This window comes from Flavobacterium sp. (genome assembly GCF_965284515.1).
Lineage (GTDB): Bacteria > Bacteroidota > Bacteroidia > Flavobacteriales > Flavobacteriaceae > Flavobacterium.
This window is the reverse complement of sequence record NZ_OZ260089.1, coordinates 2,353,607-2,369,840: the sequence shown is the minus strand read 5'-3', so window position 1 is coordinate 2,369,840 and position 16,234 is coordinate 2,353,607. Positions and strand designations below refer to the sequence as shown.

Sequence of the window (16,234 nt, the reverse complement as noted above, 5' to 3'; positions counted from 1 at the left end):
ATTTTATCTTTGTCTTAACAAACGAAACTAAAAACAAACATTTCCTATGGAATATTTAGATTTTGAACTTCCCATTAAAGAGTTAGAAGATCAATTAGACAAGTGTCAAATAATTGGTGAAGAATCTGACGTTGATGTTACAGCAACATGCAAACAAATTGAAAAAAAATTAAAAGAGACTAAAAAGAATATATATAAGAATCTTACTGCCTGGCAACGTGTTCAATTGTCAAGACATCCAGATAGACCATATACTTTAGATTACATTAAAGCTCTTTGTAAAGGTACCTTTTTGGAACTTTTTGGAGACAGAGGTGTAAAAGACGATAAAGCAATGGTTGGAGGTTTAGGTAAAATTGATGGTCAATCTTATATGCTTATTGGGCAACAAAAAGGATACAATACTAAAACACGTCAATATCGTAATTTTGGTATGGCTAATCCTGAAGGATATAGAAAAGCACTTCGTTTAATGAAAATGGCAGAGAAATTTGGAATTCCTGTTATTACTTTAATTGACACTCCGGGTGCTTATCCAGGTCTAGAAGCTGAAGAAAGAGGACAAGGAGAAGCAATTGCTCGAAATATTTTTGAAATGTTCCGTCTTCAAGTTCCTATCATTGCTGTAATAGTTGGTGAAGGTGCATCAGGTGGTGCTTTAGGTATTGGAGTAGGAGATAAAGTGTTCATGTTAGAGAATACTTGGTATTCAGTTATCTCTCCAGAATCATGCTCTTCAATTTTATGGCGCAGCTGGGAGTTTAAAGAGCAGGCAGCTGAAGCGTTAAAGCTTACTGCAATTGACATGAAAAAACAAAAACTTATTGACGATATTATTCCTGAACCTCTAGGTGGGGCTCATCACGATAGGGAAACAACATTTAAAACTGTTGAAGAATATATTACCAAAACTTTTAATGAATTAAATAAATTATCAACAAAAGATTTAATTGCTAAAAGAATGGACAAGTACAGTAATATGGGTGAATTCAAAGAATAAGCTTATTTTTATACAATGTAAAGTCCGAAACCTTACCGTTTCGGATTTTTTTATGGTTATTAACATAATAATTGTAGTTATCAACAGTTTTTTAACATAGCTGTACTTACAATTTTAATGTGTTTTTTATTTAAAATAATTACCTTAGCACAATGGAAAACATCAAAAACTTTAGTGCTTTTAAAGCAGATAAAGCAACAATTATAAACCTTGAAAAAGGTAAGTTGCCACCGCAAGCAATAGACCTTGAGGAAGCAGTTTTGGGTGCAATGATGATTGATAAAAAAGGGGTTGATGAGGTAATTGATATTTTGCAACCAGATGCTTTTTATAAAGAAGCTCATAAGCATATTTTTGAAGCTATTGTTGCTCTTTTTAACGATACACAACCTATTGACTTATTAACTGTTTCTGCTCAATTAAAAAAAGAAGCAAAACTTGATTTAGCAGGTGGTGATTTCTACCTTATACAGTTAACACAAAAAATATCCTCTTCAGCTCATATTGAATTTCACTCTAGAATCATTCTTCAAAAATACATTCAAAGAAGTTTAATAAAAATTTCAAATGAAATTATTGAAGAATCGTATGATGAAACTACAGATGTCTTTGATTTATTGGATAAAGCGGAATCAAAATTATATGAAGTAACACAAGGGAATATTAAACGTAGTTCCGAAACGGCACAAAGTTTAGTAATTCAAGCTAAAAAACGTATTGAAGAAATTGCTGGTAAAGAAGGTTTGAGCGGAATACCAACTGGCTTTCATGATTTGGACAAACTAACTTCAGGTTGGCAACCTTCTGATTTAATAATTATTGCTGCCCGCCCTGGTATGGGTAAAACGGCATTTACCTTGTCAATGGCACGAAATATGGCTATTGATTATAATGCACCTGTTGCGTTTTTCTCATTAGAGATGTCGTCTGTACAATTGATAACACGTTTAATTTCTTCTGAAACAGGCCTTTCTTCAGAAAAATTAAGAACAGGAAAATTAGAAAAACACGAATGGGAACAATTATCAATTAAAGTAAAGGATTTAGAAAAAGCACCTTTATTTATAGATGATACGCCTTCACTTTCTATTTTTGATTTACGTGCTAAAGCAAGACGTTTAGCTTCTCAACATGGAATAAAACTTATTGTAGTTGATTATTTACAATTGATGACTGCTGGTGGAAATGGAAAAGGAGGAGGAAATCGTGAACAAGAAATATCTACTATTTCAAGAAACTTAAAAGCTTTAGCAAAAGAATTATCCATTCCGGTTATTGCATTATCTCAATTATCTCGTGCTGTAGAAACCCGTGGTTCAAGTAAGAGACCTTTGCTTTCTGATTTAAGGGAATCGGGTGCAATTGAACAAGATGCTGATATTGTTTCGTTTATTTACCGCCCTGAATATTATAAAATTGATGAATGGGATGATGACGAACATTCACCCACTCAAGGGCAGGCAGAATTTATTGTTGCTAAGCACCGTAACGGTGGATTAGAAAACATCAGATTAAAGTTTGTAGGTAACCTTGGTAAGTTTGATAATCTGGATACTTTTGGTAACACTTTTGATGATTTACCTTCAAAAATGAATTTAGATGACTCTAATCCATTTATAACCCCAAATTTACCTTCTCCAAATGAAGCTTTTGGTAGTAATATGAATGATTTTGAAGACGATTCTGATGTTCCTTTTTAAAACATAATCCCGTTTACTCGGGATTTTTTTATATTCCTAAATTTCTTATATCTTTGAGATAAAACTTATATCATTGAAATTAATCATAACTATTCTTTTCTTTCTTTCTAGCTTTTATGCTAAAGCAGCTTTTATATTGCTTCCTATGGAAGCAGAAGGTCAACAAAACCATTTAAAAGCGTATGGAATTACCTATTGGGCTTTAGAAAAGCAATATAAAGTAAGTTGGTTACTAAATTATAGAGGCGGTTCTTTTCTTTTACCAGATACTGATGAAGTAAGAAAAGAATGTCAAATACGTGGAGTTACATTTGAAGTGTTTTCAGAAAGTAAAATGAATGCTATTTTAGAAGAAATAAGCAGCCCATCACAAAATATGGAAACAGTTGTTTTAGAAAAAGCACCAAAAATTGCAGTATACACACCAAAAGGGAAACAACCATGGGACGATGCTGTCACAATGGTTCTTACCTATGCCGAAATTCCTTATACTGAAATTTATGACGAAGAAGTTTTATCAGATCAACTGATTTTATACGATTGGTTACATTTACATCATGAAGACTTTACAGGTCAATATGGTAAGTTTTTTGGTGCATACAGAAATGCTCCTTGGTATATAGAGCAAAAAAGAGATGCTGAAAATTTAGCTAAAAGTTTAGGATATAATAAAGTATCGGAAGAAAAATTAGCTGTAGCTTCAAAAATCAGAGATTATGTTATAGGTGGCGGTTTTATGTTTGCAATGTGTTCTGCTACTGATAGTTTTGATATAGCTCTAGCATCTGAGGGAATTGATATTTGCGAACCAATGTTTGATGGTGATAAAAGTGATGCTAATTATCAAGCGTTAATTGATTATAGAAATTCATTTGCTTTTAAAGATTTTAATTTGGAAAGAAACCCTATGGTTTATGAGTTTTCAGATATTGATACCACAAATGATAGGCAAAAGGGAATAATAAAAATGGAACAAGATTATTTTTCTTTAATGGATTTTTCTGCAAAATGGGACCCAATTCCTACCATGTTATGTCAAAATCATACTCAGCTAGTAAAAGGATTTATGGGACAAACAACCGCTTTTGCCTCAGATAAAATAAAATCGAGTGTTTTATTATTAGGCGAAAATAAAATAAACGCTGAAGCACGTTATATTCACGGAACAAAAGGAAAAGGAATGTTTACTTTTTATGGTGGTCACGACCCAGAAGATTATCAACATAGAGTAGGAGATGCGCCAACTGTTTTAGATTTACATCCAAATTCACCTGGTTATCGCCTAATTTTAAACAACGTTTTGTTTCCAGCAGCTAGGAAAAAGAAATTGAAAACATAATATAATTTAAATGAATTTTCAATCAGTTTTAAACGAGGTATATTCTGAAGTTCTTTCAATGAATCTTGAAGGAAAAGTCTCAAATTCAATACCCGAATTGTCAAAAATCGACCCTTCCAAATTTGGCATTCACCTAGTAACTATAGATGGCCAAAATTATGGAGTTGGAGATAGTAATGAACGATTTTCTATTCAAAGCGTTTCCAAGCCATTAACATTAGCAATGGCATTTTCAAAGTTGGGAGAAAAAGTTTGGCAACGAGTTGATGTTGAACCTTCTGGTGATCCGTTTAACTCATTGGTACAATTAGAATATGAAAAAGGAATTCCAAGAAACCCTTTTATAAATGCTGGCGCAATTGTTATTGCAGATATGATTGTTTCTCTTTTTAAAAACCCTAAAGATGATTTTTTAATTTTTTTAAAAACTATTTCAGGAAGTGATACAATTAATTATAATCCAAAAGTAGCACAATCAGAAAAAGATACTGGATTTAGAAATAGAGCTTTAGCTAATTTTTTAAAGTCGTTTGGTAATATTGAAAATGATGTAGATGAAGTATTAGATTTTTATTTTCATCAATGTTCTGTTGAAATGTCATGTAATGAATTAGCACAAGCATTCTATTTTTTTGCCAATGCAGGAAAAACAAAAGATAACGAACAAATTTTAACAGAAAGTCAAACCAAAAGATTAAATGCTATTATGCAAACTTGTGGTTTCTACGACGAGTCAGGAGAGTTTACATACAAAGTTGGTTTGCCGGGAAAAAGTGGAATTGGTGGTGGAATTGTAGCTTTGTTTCCAAAAAAATTCACAATCGCAACTTGGAATCCTAGATTAAATGAAAAAGGTAACTCGGAATTAGGAATGCACGCTTTAGAGCTTTTTACTACCAAAACAGGAATGTCTATTTTTTAGAAAAATCTTATTCACATACAAACTTTGATGTTTTTACAACATTTTTCTAATTGTAAAATCAAATCAATTAAATTTATGGGTTTGTTTTAAATTCAAACTAAATCATGAAGAAAGTACTTTTACTTTTCTTTTTTCTCTCTTTTACGACTTTTTCTCAAGAAATTGAGTACGATCGTGCAGCATTTTATTTGAAAAATAATCAAATAGAAGAAGCTACATCATCTATTCAAACTGCAATTCGTAAGGCTAAAAACAATAAGTCAAAATATTACCTGATGTATGCGAATGTCTTAAAGTTTCAAAATATAACAGATTCAAGTTTTTACTATATTACCAAAGCAGAAAAAGATTACCAAAGCAGAAATATTGAAGATAGTTTGCTCTATACCTATACTTTAAAAACTGAATTTTATAGGTATTTAGCTGAAAAGAAAAAAGCCGAAACTAGTCTTTTAAATATTGAAAAATTTAATCTTCAAAAAATTAAAAATAAAGATATTGTTGCCTATGCATTAAATAGAAAAATGGCAATTTTAAATGGTTATCATGATGGAAGTAAAGATACTTTAGAAATTGTAAAACAAATAGCGAAGCAAATTATCAATTTAGAAAAGCAAATTAAAAACAAGGAAGTTATTGCTTATACCTTAAATGAAGTTGCACAAATTGAAGATTATAAAGGTGATAAAAATAAGGCATTTGCTAAATATGAAACGGCTTTAAATTATGCACAAAAGCACCAATTATTAAATCCGGAAATTGATATTTCTTTTAATTTAGCAAAACTTCATGCTACATTTAAGAAAGACAATAAAAAAGCAGTTGAATTATTAGAAAGATTAATAACTAAAGTAGAAGAAGGATCAAATGTTAGACAAAAATTCAGTCTTTTTTTGCAAATAAAAGAATATTACAGGGAAACAAATCAACTTAAAAAAGCATTATTTGCTGCGGATAAAGTTTATAAATATACGCAAGATATGAATAATCAAGAAGCTTATTTTAAGCTAAATGTCGTTGAAAAAAAATTTGATTTAGCGGAAAAAGAAAAACAAATTCAAGTACATGAAAACGAAATTAAAATTCAAAATCTTGAAATCGCAAATAGTAGAAAAAAGTTTTGGTTAGTTTTTATTATTTTTATTTTAACCACAATAGGTGTTTTTACCTTAACTTATTTTTTTAAAAGAGAGCAAAAATCAAATAAACAGCTTCGTGTATTATCTGACGAAAATGAATTTTTATTAAGTGAAGCGCATCATCGTATAAATAATAATTTACAATTAATAACAATTTTAATTAATAATCAACTAGATAAATCAACGCATTCTGAAAGAATTGAATTTAAAAAGATAATAAGCAAAATCAGTTCTATAGCAACTTTGCACAGGCATTTGTATAAATCAAACGATAAAAAAAATATAGAAATTAAAGATTACCTAACTGATATTTATTCTAATTTTTCCGAACTTTTCAAACAAAATGATATTATTTCGAATTTTGAAGTATCTTCTTTTAAAATAAACATTGATCAAGCAATGTATATAGGATTAATTTTAACAGAATTGTATATTAATTCAATTAAGCATGCTTTTTATGACCAAGCTTATAAACAAATTGATTTCAATCTTACGATAGAAAAAAACCAGATAATTTTAAATTACCAAGATAATGGTCAACTAATAAAGGGTAAGCCCATGCCAAAACCTTCTTTGATTCATCAATTGTGTAGACAATTGGAAGTAGAGTGCTCAATAAAAACAACCAATGGTTTTCAAATTTCATTTATCAAATTAATAGAATAATGATGAATTTTAATACAAAAATATTAATTGTCGAAGACGAAATTATTATAGCTGATTTTATTTACAACCTGCTAAATAAAGAGGGTTTTAAGAATATAATAATTGCAAACAAAGCTATAACTGCAATGGAAGCATTTCAAAACTTTCAACCCGAAATAATTATTTTAGATATTAATTTACAAGGAAAGAATTCAGGAATTGAATTGTCTAATTCAGCAAAAAATGCAATGGTTATTTTTTTAACGGGTCAATATGATGAAAGCTTAATGAGTAAAGCATTGGCAACTAATCCTGAATCTTATTTAACTAAGCCAATTAAAAAAGAAGATTTAATAGCCGCAATTAAATTAGCGTTGTTAAAAAAACAATCGAAAACCTTAACAATTAAAGACGGTTATGACTTAATAACTATTAATCACGAGGATATTTTGTTTGTTAAAAGCGATAACAATTACATTGATATTCAAACTACTTCAAAGAAAATTTCGGTTCGAAAATCATTAGAAGGCTTTTTAGAAGAAATAGTAAATCTAAATTTTATTAGAGTACATCGTTCATATGCAATCAATAAAACTAAAATACAAAAGAAAACAAATAAGAGTGTTTTTATTGATAATCATGAAATTCCAATTTCTAAAAATTACGAAGTAAGTTTTTAATTTTTTTTCACATACAAAGTTCGTTGCTTTCACACCATTTTTTCAATTTCAGAAGTTGTAGTGTATATTTTTGTTCCTATTACAAAATACTATTAGCTTATGAAATCAAAACTTTACTTTTTAATTGGATTTTTACTTTTTCAATTTTCTTTGCTTGGACAAACTTTAGATCAGTCAAATGCTCCAGTTAGTTTGAGCGGTTCTAATTTTACTATTAGTTCAACACAAAATATGGGACAACAATTTATTGCTGGCTTAAATGGAGATTTGTCACAAGTAAATATTAGAATTGGTAATTTTTCTTCAGCGTATATTTCTGGAGATTTTCAATTACGAATTTTTGATGGAAATGGATATGGAGGAACTGTGTTAAATACAACTATTTTTACCATAGCAGCAGCACCAGTAACAGATAGCTATGAAGAGTTAATAATCCCTTTGTCAAGTTTAGTTCCTGTAAGTTCAGGAAGTTCATATACTATTGATCTTAGAGGTATTTCTGGAGCTGTAAACATTCAAGGCACAAGTAATAACTATGCTGGAATAATGTATTTTAGTCAAGGGACTCCGCTTCAATTTGCTAATGATTTATGGTTCAAAACTTTTGTAATTGCACCACCAGTAGCAATAACTCCAGCAACTCATTTAAATTTTGACGGAATAAATGATCATATAGTATTGCCAAATGAATCTGCTTTTGATTTTACAAATCAAATGACTGTGGAATTTTGGATGAGATCAAATACAATACCTCAACAATGGGACGCATTAATCGCTAAAGGCGATAATAGTTGGCGTATTGCTTTAACTAATTCAGGAACAAACGTTGGAAGGATTAATTTTGGAATTAATACAGGTAGTGGAGTTACTTCTACAACATCAGTTATTGATGGCACCTGGCACCATGTAGCTGTTAGTTATGGTGGTGGTACAGCAAGAATAGTAGTTGATGGAGTGCAACAAATTAGTATTCCTGCAAGTGTAAATTTTAACAACAATAATTTTAATGTTTCTATTGCCGAAAACTTGCAGGCAACTGGTAGATATTATGCAGGAGATATTGATGATATTCGAATATGGAATATTTCTAAATCAACAGCTGAAATTAATTCTAATAAAAACTGCGAATTAACAGGGAATGAAACAGGTTTAGTCGCTTATTATAAATTTAATCAAGGAATTGGTGGAGCAGATAATTCAGGTATTTCTATAGCAAATGATGCTACACCTAATGCAAATAATGGAACATTAACAAATTTTACGTTAAATAATTCTATTTCAAATTGGGTTTCTGGTTCTCCAATTTTCACACCAACTATACCAACACTTGCTTCTGATTTAGTAATTTATAATCAGGGTGATACAGCAGCCTCTTTATCGGCAACTTCAAGTGCAACAGGATTGTTATGGTACACTACTGCAATTGGTGGAATTGGTTCTTCAACTGCGCCAACACCAAGTACATCGACTCCTGGTAATATTGCTTATTGGGTTTCAAGTACAAATGCAAACGATTGTGAAAGCGAAAGAGTAAAAATTACAGTTATAGTAAATGGAACTGGAACTGCAACTCACTTAAATTTTGACGGTACAAATGATTATGTGGTTTTGCCAAATGAATCTAACTTTGATTTTACCAATCAAATGACTGTTGAGTTTTGGATGAACTCAAATGTCATTCCTCAACAATGGGATGCTTTTGTAGCAAAAGGAGATGATAGTTGGAGAGTTGCATTAACATCTACTGGGACAGTTGGGTTTGCTGGAAATGGGGCTTTTACTGATTTTTTCTCTACAACTTCTGTGACAGATGGTAATTGGCATCATGTAGCTGTTACTTATGATGGAGCAAATGCAATAATTTATATTGATGGAATTTTAGAAAATAGTATTTCAGCAACTGGGAATTTTGATAATTCTGCTTTTAATGTTTCAATTGGAGAAAACCTTCAACAAACAGGACGATTTTACAATGGAAATTTAGATGATCTTCGTATTTGGAATGTTGCAAGAACAAACCTAGAAATTGACGGAAATAAAAATTGTGGAATTATAGGAAGTGAAACCGGATTAGTAGCATATTATAATTTTAATCAAGGGAATGATGCTGCAAATAATGCAACAGTTACAACATTAATTGATTATACTACAAATGCGAACAATGGTAATTTAAATAACTTTGGTTTAACAGGTACAACATCAAACTGGATTTCTGGATCACCAGTTTTTATTCCAAGTGCTCCTGTAGCTTCTAACCAAAGTTTTTGTGATTCAAGTAATGCTACAGTAGCTGATTTAGTTCCAGCGACTAGTAGTGGTTTTTTATGGTATAGTACAGCATCTGGTGGAACGCCTCTTGCTGACACCACAGTTTTAACTGAAGCTACATACTATGTTTCTGAAATTAATGCAAACGGATGTGAAAGTTCAAGAACTACTGTTCAAGTTAGCATAATTTCTTTAATTATTAGTTCACAAACAAACTTAACTTGTTATGGTACAAGTACTGGTTCGGCTACAATTGCAGCTTCAGATGGTTCTGGCTTATATGACATATTATGGAGTAACGGAAATACAAATGCAACAGCATCAGGTTTAAGCGCAGGTGCATATACAGTTACAGCATTTAGTTCTGCATTATCTTGTCAAATAAGTACAAGTGTTACGATCACTCAACCAGCTCCGTTTGCAGTTAGTTTAACTAAAAATGACATTACTTGTAATGGCGCTAACGATGGTACTGCTTCAGGAACTGTAACGGGAGGAACACCACCTTATACTTATTTATGGAGTAATGGAGCAGCAACGAATTCTGTAACAGGATTAGCTCCAGGAGTATATTCGTTTTATGTGTATGATTCATTAGGTTGTACTACCTATCCTGGTGGAACACAAGTGAGTATTGTTGAACCTTCAGTTTTAGCTTTACCAACTGTAACTTCTCCGGTTAATTATTATCAAGGTGCAACAGCAACAGCTTTAACAGCTACTTCAAGTGCGACAGGATTATTGTGGTACACAACAGCAATTGGTGGAACAGGTACAACAACTGCACCAATCCCAGATACTTCAGCTTTAGGAAGTGTGTCATATTGGGTTTCAAGTACTAACGCAAATGGATGCGAAAGTAATAGAGTAGAGGTTGTAGTTGTTACTTCTACAACTGCGACTCACTTACATTTAGATGGTGTTAATGATTATTTAGGAGTTACAATTAGTAGTACGCCTACTTATACAAAAGAAGTATGGATAAAACCAAACGATTTTACAGGGGAAAGGCAAATTCTTTCATGTAATCAAATTTCAAGTGTTGAGAATCATATTTGGTTAGACAATGGAATTTTAAAAGCTGGTAATAAAAATTATCCAGGTCTAATTATGTCGGATAATGTTGTTTTGCCTCTAAACACATGGACTCATATTGCTGTAACAGTAGATGAATCAGGTAATGTTTCTAAATTATATAAAAATGGTATTTTAATAGATACACATACTAATGTTGGTCAACTTATAAGTGTAATGTACATTGGTGCGCAAGATGTCTTTGGTAATGATAAATTTAGTGGCGAAATTGATGAAGTTCGTATTTGGAACATCGCCTTAAGCCAAGAACAAATTATAGGTAGAATGTATTGTGAACTTAATGGTAATGAAAACGGGTTAACACAATATTTTAAATTTAATGAAGGAATTGCTAACGGTGATAACACTAATTTTACCCAAATTTATGAAACAGTAAGCGGAACAAATGTTACGAATAGTTTTGCTAACTTTAATTTATCAGGAACTTCTTCAAACCGAATAGATGGTTCTCCTATAATTTCAGGTATATCAAATCCTAATTTGCCTATAACTACATCTTCTTATACTTATCAAGTGGGAGATGTCGCTACTCCTTTAACAGCTACTTCTGCTGGCACGGGCTTATTATGGTATGATAATTTAGTTGGTACAGGTAGTATTACAGCGCCAGTAGTAGATACTTCAAATCCGGGATTAATTTTCTATTGGGTTTCGAGTACCAATGCGAATGGATGTACAAGTGAAAGAATTAAAATTACAGTAAATGTTTTACCTTCTTTAGACTATGGTTGTTGGAAAGTTGTAGAAACATTTAATCATACGATAGCAATTGCTAATAACGGAACGTTGTGGGCATGGGGTAAAAATACTACAGGTGAATTAGGCTTAAATGACACTACAGATAGGTTAATTCCTACACAAGTGGGGACAGATTCAAATTGGGATAAAATTGCAGTTGGATTTTCACATTCTATGGCTTTGAAAACAGATGGAACTTTATGGACTTGGGGAGATAATACCGATGGACAGCTTGGACATGGCGATAACACAGGCAGACAAATTCCTACACAAGTTGGTACAGCTACTGACTGGTTTACCATCAACACAAAATACCAATCGAGTTTTGCTATTAAACAAAATAAAACCTTGTGGGCTTGGGGTAGAAATAGCATTAATTTAGGTACCGGAAATGCTACATATCAAAATTCACCTATTCAAATAGGGGGTGATTCTGATTGGGAAAAAATTGCGGTTAATCAACGTGTTTCATTTGCTATTAAATCTAATGGAACTTTATGGTCATCAGGACAAAGTAATTATAATGGCCTTAGTTCTAATGTGCCTTTTTTTACGCAAGTAGGATCAGATAGTGATTGGAAAAATATTTTTAATGGCCATTCAAATATATTTGCGCTAAAAAATGACAATACACTTTGGCACGCTGGGTTAAATACTCAATCAGATGGAGGATTTTCAACAGCTATCAATTTACCAGGCACAACATTTAATAAAGTTTTATCAGAAAATTGGGCTTATGTTGGTTCTGGTAATAGATATACTCTTGCAATTAAAACAGATGGAACATTATGGGCTTGGGGTTCAGTTGCTAAAAGCATATTTGGCGTAGCTTCACCTCTACCATACGAACCGATACAAATTGGAACCGATACAAATTGGCAACAAATATCTTCTGGTATTAGTACAACTTTGGGAAATAAAACAGATTCTAGTATATGGTCTGGAGGTTCAAATATATCGGGAGTTTTAGGTTTAGGCGATACTACAACACGCAATCAATTTGAACAAGTGAGTTGTCCTTGTGCTGATTCTACAATTTGGAACGGAACAATTTGGTCAAATGGTTTCCCAGATGCAACTAAGCAAGTAATTTTTAATGGTAATTATACTGGTATAGGTTTTAGCGCTTGTTCTGTACAAGTTAATGGAACATCTATTGTTTTAATTAATTCAGATGAAACTTTACATGTGCAAGGAATTGTTACTGTTGCTGCAACTGCTACTTTAGAATTTCAAAATAATGCTTATTTAGTTCAAGTAAGTAACGTAACAAATATAGGAAATATAAAAATGCACCGTGAGAGCGCACCTATGATACGATTAGATTATACAGCATGGAGTTCACCAGTTTCTGGGCAAAATTTATTAAATTTTTCGCCTTTAACTTTAACGAATCGTTTTTATACTTATGAGCCATCAGGTACAACGACAGTGTCAGCTTGGATTCCAGTTGCAGATCCGAGTAGTACAAACTTCACAACAGGTCAAGGATATTTAATACGATCAGCAAATAATTGGAATGCAACAGTATTGTCCCCTTATAGTGGTCTTTTTGAAGGAGTTCCAAATAACGGTGATATTACCATTCCAGTAACGGTAGGTTACAATTTATTAGGTAATCCATATCCGTCTCCAATTGATAATTTCCAATTTATTACTCAAAATCAAGGATTAGGTGTAAATACATTGTACTATTGGACGCATACAGTTCCTGCAAGTGGTGGTGTTTATCCATTAAATAATTATGCTTCTTATTCAAAAGCGGGAGGAGTTGCAGCAGCAGCAGGTGGTTATAAGCCAGTTGGGTTAACTCAAGTAGGACAAGGATTTATTAGCAATATAAATTCTGTAGGAAATGTAGGATTTAAAAATAACTTAAGACAAGCACAAAGTTCAGGTCAATTTTTCAGATCTGAGAGTACTATTGAAAGACATCGTATATGGTTGAATTTATCAGATGCAACTAATGAATACAACCAAATGATGATTGCATATATGACAGGTGCAACTAATGGGTTTGATCAAGGAATTGATGGTTTAATATTTACCAATTCAAATACCAATATTGCTTCAATATTAAATAATGAGCGTTATGTAATTCAAGGAAGAACTTTAGTTTTTGAGGATAATGATGAGGTTCCATTAAGTTTTACAGCCAATCAGGATGGAAATTATAAAATTTCTTTAGATTCTTTTGATGGATTGTTTGAGAGTCAAGAAATTTATATTTGGGATAAATTGGTAAACATAAAACATGATATTAAGCAATCAGAATATAATTTCAACTCAAATGCTGGGACTTTTAATGAAAGATTTTCAATTGTATATAAAAATGGATTGTTAAGTAATGAAGACTTTGAAGGAAGTAATAATTTAATTGTGTTTATCAATTCTAGTAATCAAATTATAATTGAAGACTCAAAAAACTATTTAGAAACAGTTGAAATATATGATGTTTCCGGGAGACAATTATTTTCTAAGAATGGAATAAGTTCAAATGAATTTAATGTTTTAAACTCATTTGGTAATCAAGTATTACTAGTTAGAGTTACAAATGAAAATGGTATAGTTTTAACCAAAAAAGTTTTGAAATAAAATGAAAAATTTAAGTTATAAATTGTTATTAGGGTTGTTCTTATCAAGCCAATATGTTTTATCACAGCCTATTGATCCACCTGCAGATGATGATCCACCACCTGTGCCAATTAATCAATGGCTTATTGTTTTAATGATTACAGCATTTGTTTATGCATTTTATGTTATTAAACAGAAACATGTTCAATTAAAAAAATAATAAATAAAAAAAAGGCTCTAAGTTAATAGAGCCTTTTTTTATGCCATTCACATACAAAATCTTGCAGTTCACAACATTTTTGAGATTTAATCTTAATGATTCTTTACTTTTATTAAAAATATAATTATGATGATTAAAGTAAATATATACAAAATACTTATTGTCTTATCAACATTAATAGTTGTAATGTTAAATCTTGTATTTTTATTTAAAAAATAATAGATTTATATTTTAATTCATTTATTTAGACATGAGTTGTCCAAAATGTACTTCTAGAAATAGAAAAAAAATAAGTTTTCCTAAGTTTAATTTTTTTAGATGCTATAATTGTAAAAAGCAATTTATATGGCTGTCAGTTTTTAATAAAAGATATTTTATACAAAAACAGTCGCTCTTAAAAGATTAATCTTTACTTGTTTTTCTCCAGTTTTTCTGTTGGTTTTCATCTAAGAATGTCCAAGCAATAAAACGGCTCACTTTATTTCCTTGTTCCATTTCAATCGTTTTTACATCAAACGCTTTTACCTTTTTTAAATGGTTATAAAAATGTTTTAAGTTTTCTTTCTTAGAAACTAAAACAGTAAACCACAAACTTTGTGTTTTAAAATGAGCACTTTCATAAATCATATTTGTTATAAAAGCCAATTCGCCACCTTCGCACCATAGTTCATTATTTTGACCTCCAAAATTTAAAACTGGTTTGCCGCTTTTTTGTTTGCCAATATTTCTTAGTTTACGCATTGAACCTTTTGAAGCTTCTTCTCTTGAAGAATGAAAAGGTGGATTGCAAATTACAAAATCAAACTTTTCACCTTGCTCTACAATTTCTTTAAAAATTTGTCTTTTATTGGATTGTAATCTTAGTTTAACAGCTTCAACTAAGTTTGTATTTTCATCTAAAATTTTCTGTGCAATATTAAAACATTCTTTGTCCACTTCAGTTCCTACAAATTCCCAACCGTATTCTTGATGTCCAATAATAGGATAAATACAATTAGCACCTACACCAATGTCTAGTCCTCTTACATCTTCACCCATAGGAATTATATCTCTATTTGAAAGACTTAATAAATCAGCTATATAATGAATATAATCTGCTCTGCCTGGAATAGGCGGACAAAGGTTAGTTTTAGGAATATCCCAATAGTTTATATTATAATGATGTAATAACAAACTTTTATTCAACGTCTTTACAGCTAAAGGATTTGAAAAATCGATACTTTCATTTCCAAATTTATTTTTAGAAACAAACTTTTCTAAAAATGGATTGGTTTTAATTAATGCTGTAAAATCATATCCAAAAATGTGCTTGTTTCTTGGATGTAAATTTTTCTTTTCAATTGAAGTTTTGTTATTTTCTGTACTCAAAATAAAATGTTTTAAAATAGAATGCAAAGTTACATCTAAAATACGTGCTTTAATATATTTAAATAAAAAATCCCAATCTTTCGATTGGGACTTTCTATAATAAGTAAGATAACTATAGTTTATAAAACGTTTATTTAATTTTGTTTACAATAGCTGTGAAAGCTTCTGAGTGATTCATCGCTAAATCTGCAAGAACTTTACGGTTCAATTCGATATTGTTAGCTTTGATTTTTCCCATAAATTGAGAATAACTCATTCCATGCATTCTTGCACCAGCGTTAATACGCATAATCCATAAAGCACGGAAATTTCTCTTTTTCTGCTTTCTATCACGGTATGCATAGCACATTGCTTTTTCTACCGCGTTTTTAGCTACTGTCCAAACGTTTTTACGTCTACCAAAGAAACCTTTGGCTTGTTTCATTATTTTTTTTCTTCTAGCTCTTGTAGCTACTGAATTGGTTGCTCTTGGCATAATTTTAATGTTTTTTGTAGTAAGGCGTTCTAAATTATTTTAGAAACTTAATTAAGCCCACTCCAGGGTTA

The 16,234-nt window shown here is 31.1% G+C and carries 10 protein-coding genes; 8 read left to right on the top strand and 2 right to left on the bottom strand.

Going from position 1 to position 16,234, the window contains the following annotated elements; all coding sequences use genetic code 11:
- Nucleotides 1-46 precede the first annotated feature (46 nt).
- The 8 genes from ACQ65T_RS11045 to ACQ65T_RS11010 all read left to right on the top strand — a co-directional run bounded on the left by ACQ65T_RS11045 (nucleotide 47) and on the right by ACQ65T_RS11010 (nucleotide 14,320).
- A complete protein-coding gene (locus ACQ65T_RS11045) occupies nucleotides 47-1,000 on the top strand; it encodes an acetyl-CoA carboxylase carboxyltransferase subunit alpha (RefSeq protein WP_430401132.1) in 954 nt (317 codons plus the stop codon).
- A gap of 152 nt (nucleotides 1,001-1,152) precedes the next feature.
- Nucleotides 1,153-2,700, top strand: a complete 1,548-nt coding sequence (gene dnaB / locus ACQ65T_RS11040) for a replicative DNA helicase (protein ID WP_430401131.1) — start codon at nucleotides 1,153-1,155, stop codon at nucleotides 2,698-2,700.
- A 145-nt stretch (nucleotides 2,701-2,845) separates the two neighbouring features.
- Nucleotides 2,846-4,039, top strand: coding sequence for an asparagine synthetase B (locus ACQ65T_RS11035; RefSeq protein ID WP_430401366.1), 1,194 nt, complete (start codon nucleotides 2,846-2,848; stop codon nucleotides 4,037-4,039).
- A gap of 10 nt (nucleotides 4,040-4,049) precedes the next feature.
- The gene (locus ACQ65T_RS11030) at nucleotides 4,050-4,961 is read left to right on the top strand and encodes a glutaminase (RefSeq protein ID WP_430401130.1); all 912 of its coding nucleotides are present in this window, start codon (nucleotides 4,050-4,052) and stop codon (nucleotides 4,959-4,961) included.
- A 104-nt stretch (nucleotides 4,962-5,065) separates the two neighbouring features.
- Nucleotides 5,066-6,766 (top strand): tetratricopeptide repeat-containing sensor histidine kinase, encoded by a 1,701-nt coding sequence (locus ACQ65T_RS11025; RefSeq protein WP_430401129.1) that lies wholly within the window; start codon nucleotides 5,066-5,068, stop codon nucleotides 6,764-6,766.
- Nucleotides 6,766-7,425 carry a LytR/AlgR family response regulator transcription factor gene (locus ACQ65T_RS11020; RefSeq protein WP_430401128.1) on the top strand — a complete coding sequence of 220 codons (660 nt, stop codon included), beginning with the start codon at nucleotides 6,766-6,768 and terminating at the stop codon, nucleotides 7,423-7,425. Before ACQ65T_RS11025 ends, ACQ65T_RS11020 begins: the two co-directional genes overlap by 1 nt.
- A gap of 99 nt (nucleotides 7,426-7,524) precedes the next feature.
- A complete protein-coding gene (locus ACQ65T_RS11015; protein ID WP_430401127.1) occupies nucleotides 7,525-14,121 on the top strand; it encodes a LamG-like jellyroll fold domain-containing protein in 6,597 nt (2,198 codons plus the stop codon).
- 1 nt (nucleotide 14,122) lies between these two features.
- The gene (locus ACQ65T_RS11010; protein ID WP_430401126.1) at nucleotides 14,123-14,320 is read left to right on the top strand and encodes a hypothetical protein; all 198 of its coding nucleotides are present in this window, start codon (nucleotides 14,123-14,125) and stop codon (nucleotides 14,318-14,320) included.
- A 402-nt stretch (nucleotides 14,321-14,722) separates the two neighbouring features.
- Here the strand turns inward: ACQ65T_RS11010 and rlmF are convergent, their stop codons facing one another.
- Entirely contained in the window at nucleotides 14,723-15,688 is a 966-nt protein-coding gene (gene rlmF, locus ACQ65T_RS11005) for a 23S rRNA (adenine(1618)-N(6))-methyltransferase RlmF (RefSeq protein ID WP_430401125.1), read from the bottom strand.
- 130 nt (nucleotides 15,689-15,818) lie between these two features.
- Nucleotides 15,819-16,163: a 50S ribosomal protein L20 gene (gene rplT, locus ACQ65T_RS11000; RefSeq protein WP_430401124.1), complete on the bottom strand. Its 345-nt coding sequence runs from the start codon at nucleotides 16,161-16,163 to the stop codon at nucleotides 15,819-15,821.
- Nucleotides 16,164-16,234 lie beyond the last annotated feature (71 nt).

Bases quoted from the DNA above. Each gene is read 5' to 3' on its own strand.
- ACQ65T_RS11045 (WP_430401132.1), top strand. From the start codon at position 47: ATGGAATATTTAGATTTTGAACTTCCCATTAAAGAGTTAGAAGATCAA.
- dnaB (WP_430401131.1), top strand. From the start codon at position 1,153: ATGGAAAACATCAAAAACTTTAGTGCTTTTAAAGCAGATAAAGCAACA.
- ACQ65T_RS11035 (WP_430401366.1), top strand. From the start codon at position 2,846: ATGGAAGCAGAAGGTCAACAAAACCATTTAAAAGCGTATGGAATTACC.
- ACQ65T_RS11030 (WP_430401130.1), top strand. From the start codon at position 4,050: ATGAATTTTCAATCAGTTTTAAACGAGGTATATTCTGAAGTTCTTTCA.
- ACQ65T_RS11025 (WP_430401129.1), top strand. From the start codon at position 5,066: ATGAAGAAAGTACTTTTACTTTTCTTTTTTCTCTCTTTTACGACTTTT.
- ACQ65T_RS11020 (WP_430401128.1), top strand. From the start codon at position 6,766: ATGATGAATTTTAATACAAAAATATTAATTGTCGAAGACGAAATTATT.
- ACQ65T_RS11015 (WP_430401127.1), top strand. From the start codon at position 7,525: ATGAAATCAAAACTTTACTTTTTAATTGGATTTTTACTTTTTCAATTT.
- ACQ65T_RS11010 (WP_430401126.1), top strand. From the start codon at position 14,123: ATGAAAAATTTAAGTTATAAATTGTTATTAGGGTTGTTCTTATCAAGC.
- rplT (WP_430401124.1), bottom strand. From the start codon at position 16,163: ATGCCAAGAGCAACCAATTCAGTAGCTACAAGAGCTAGAAGAAAAAAA.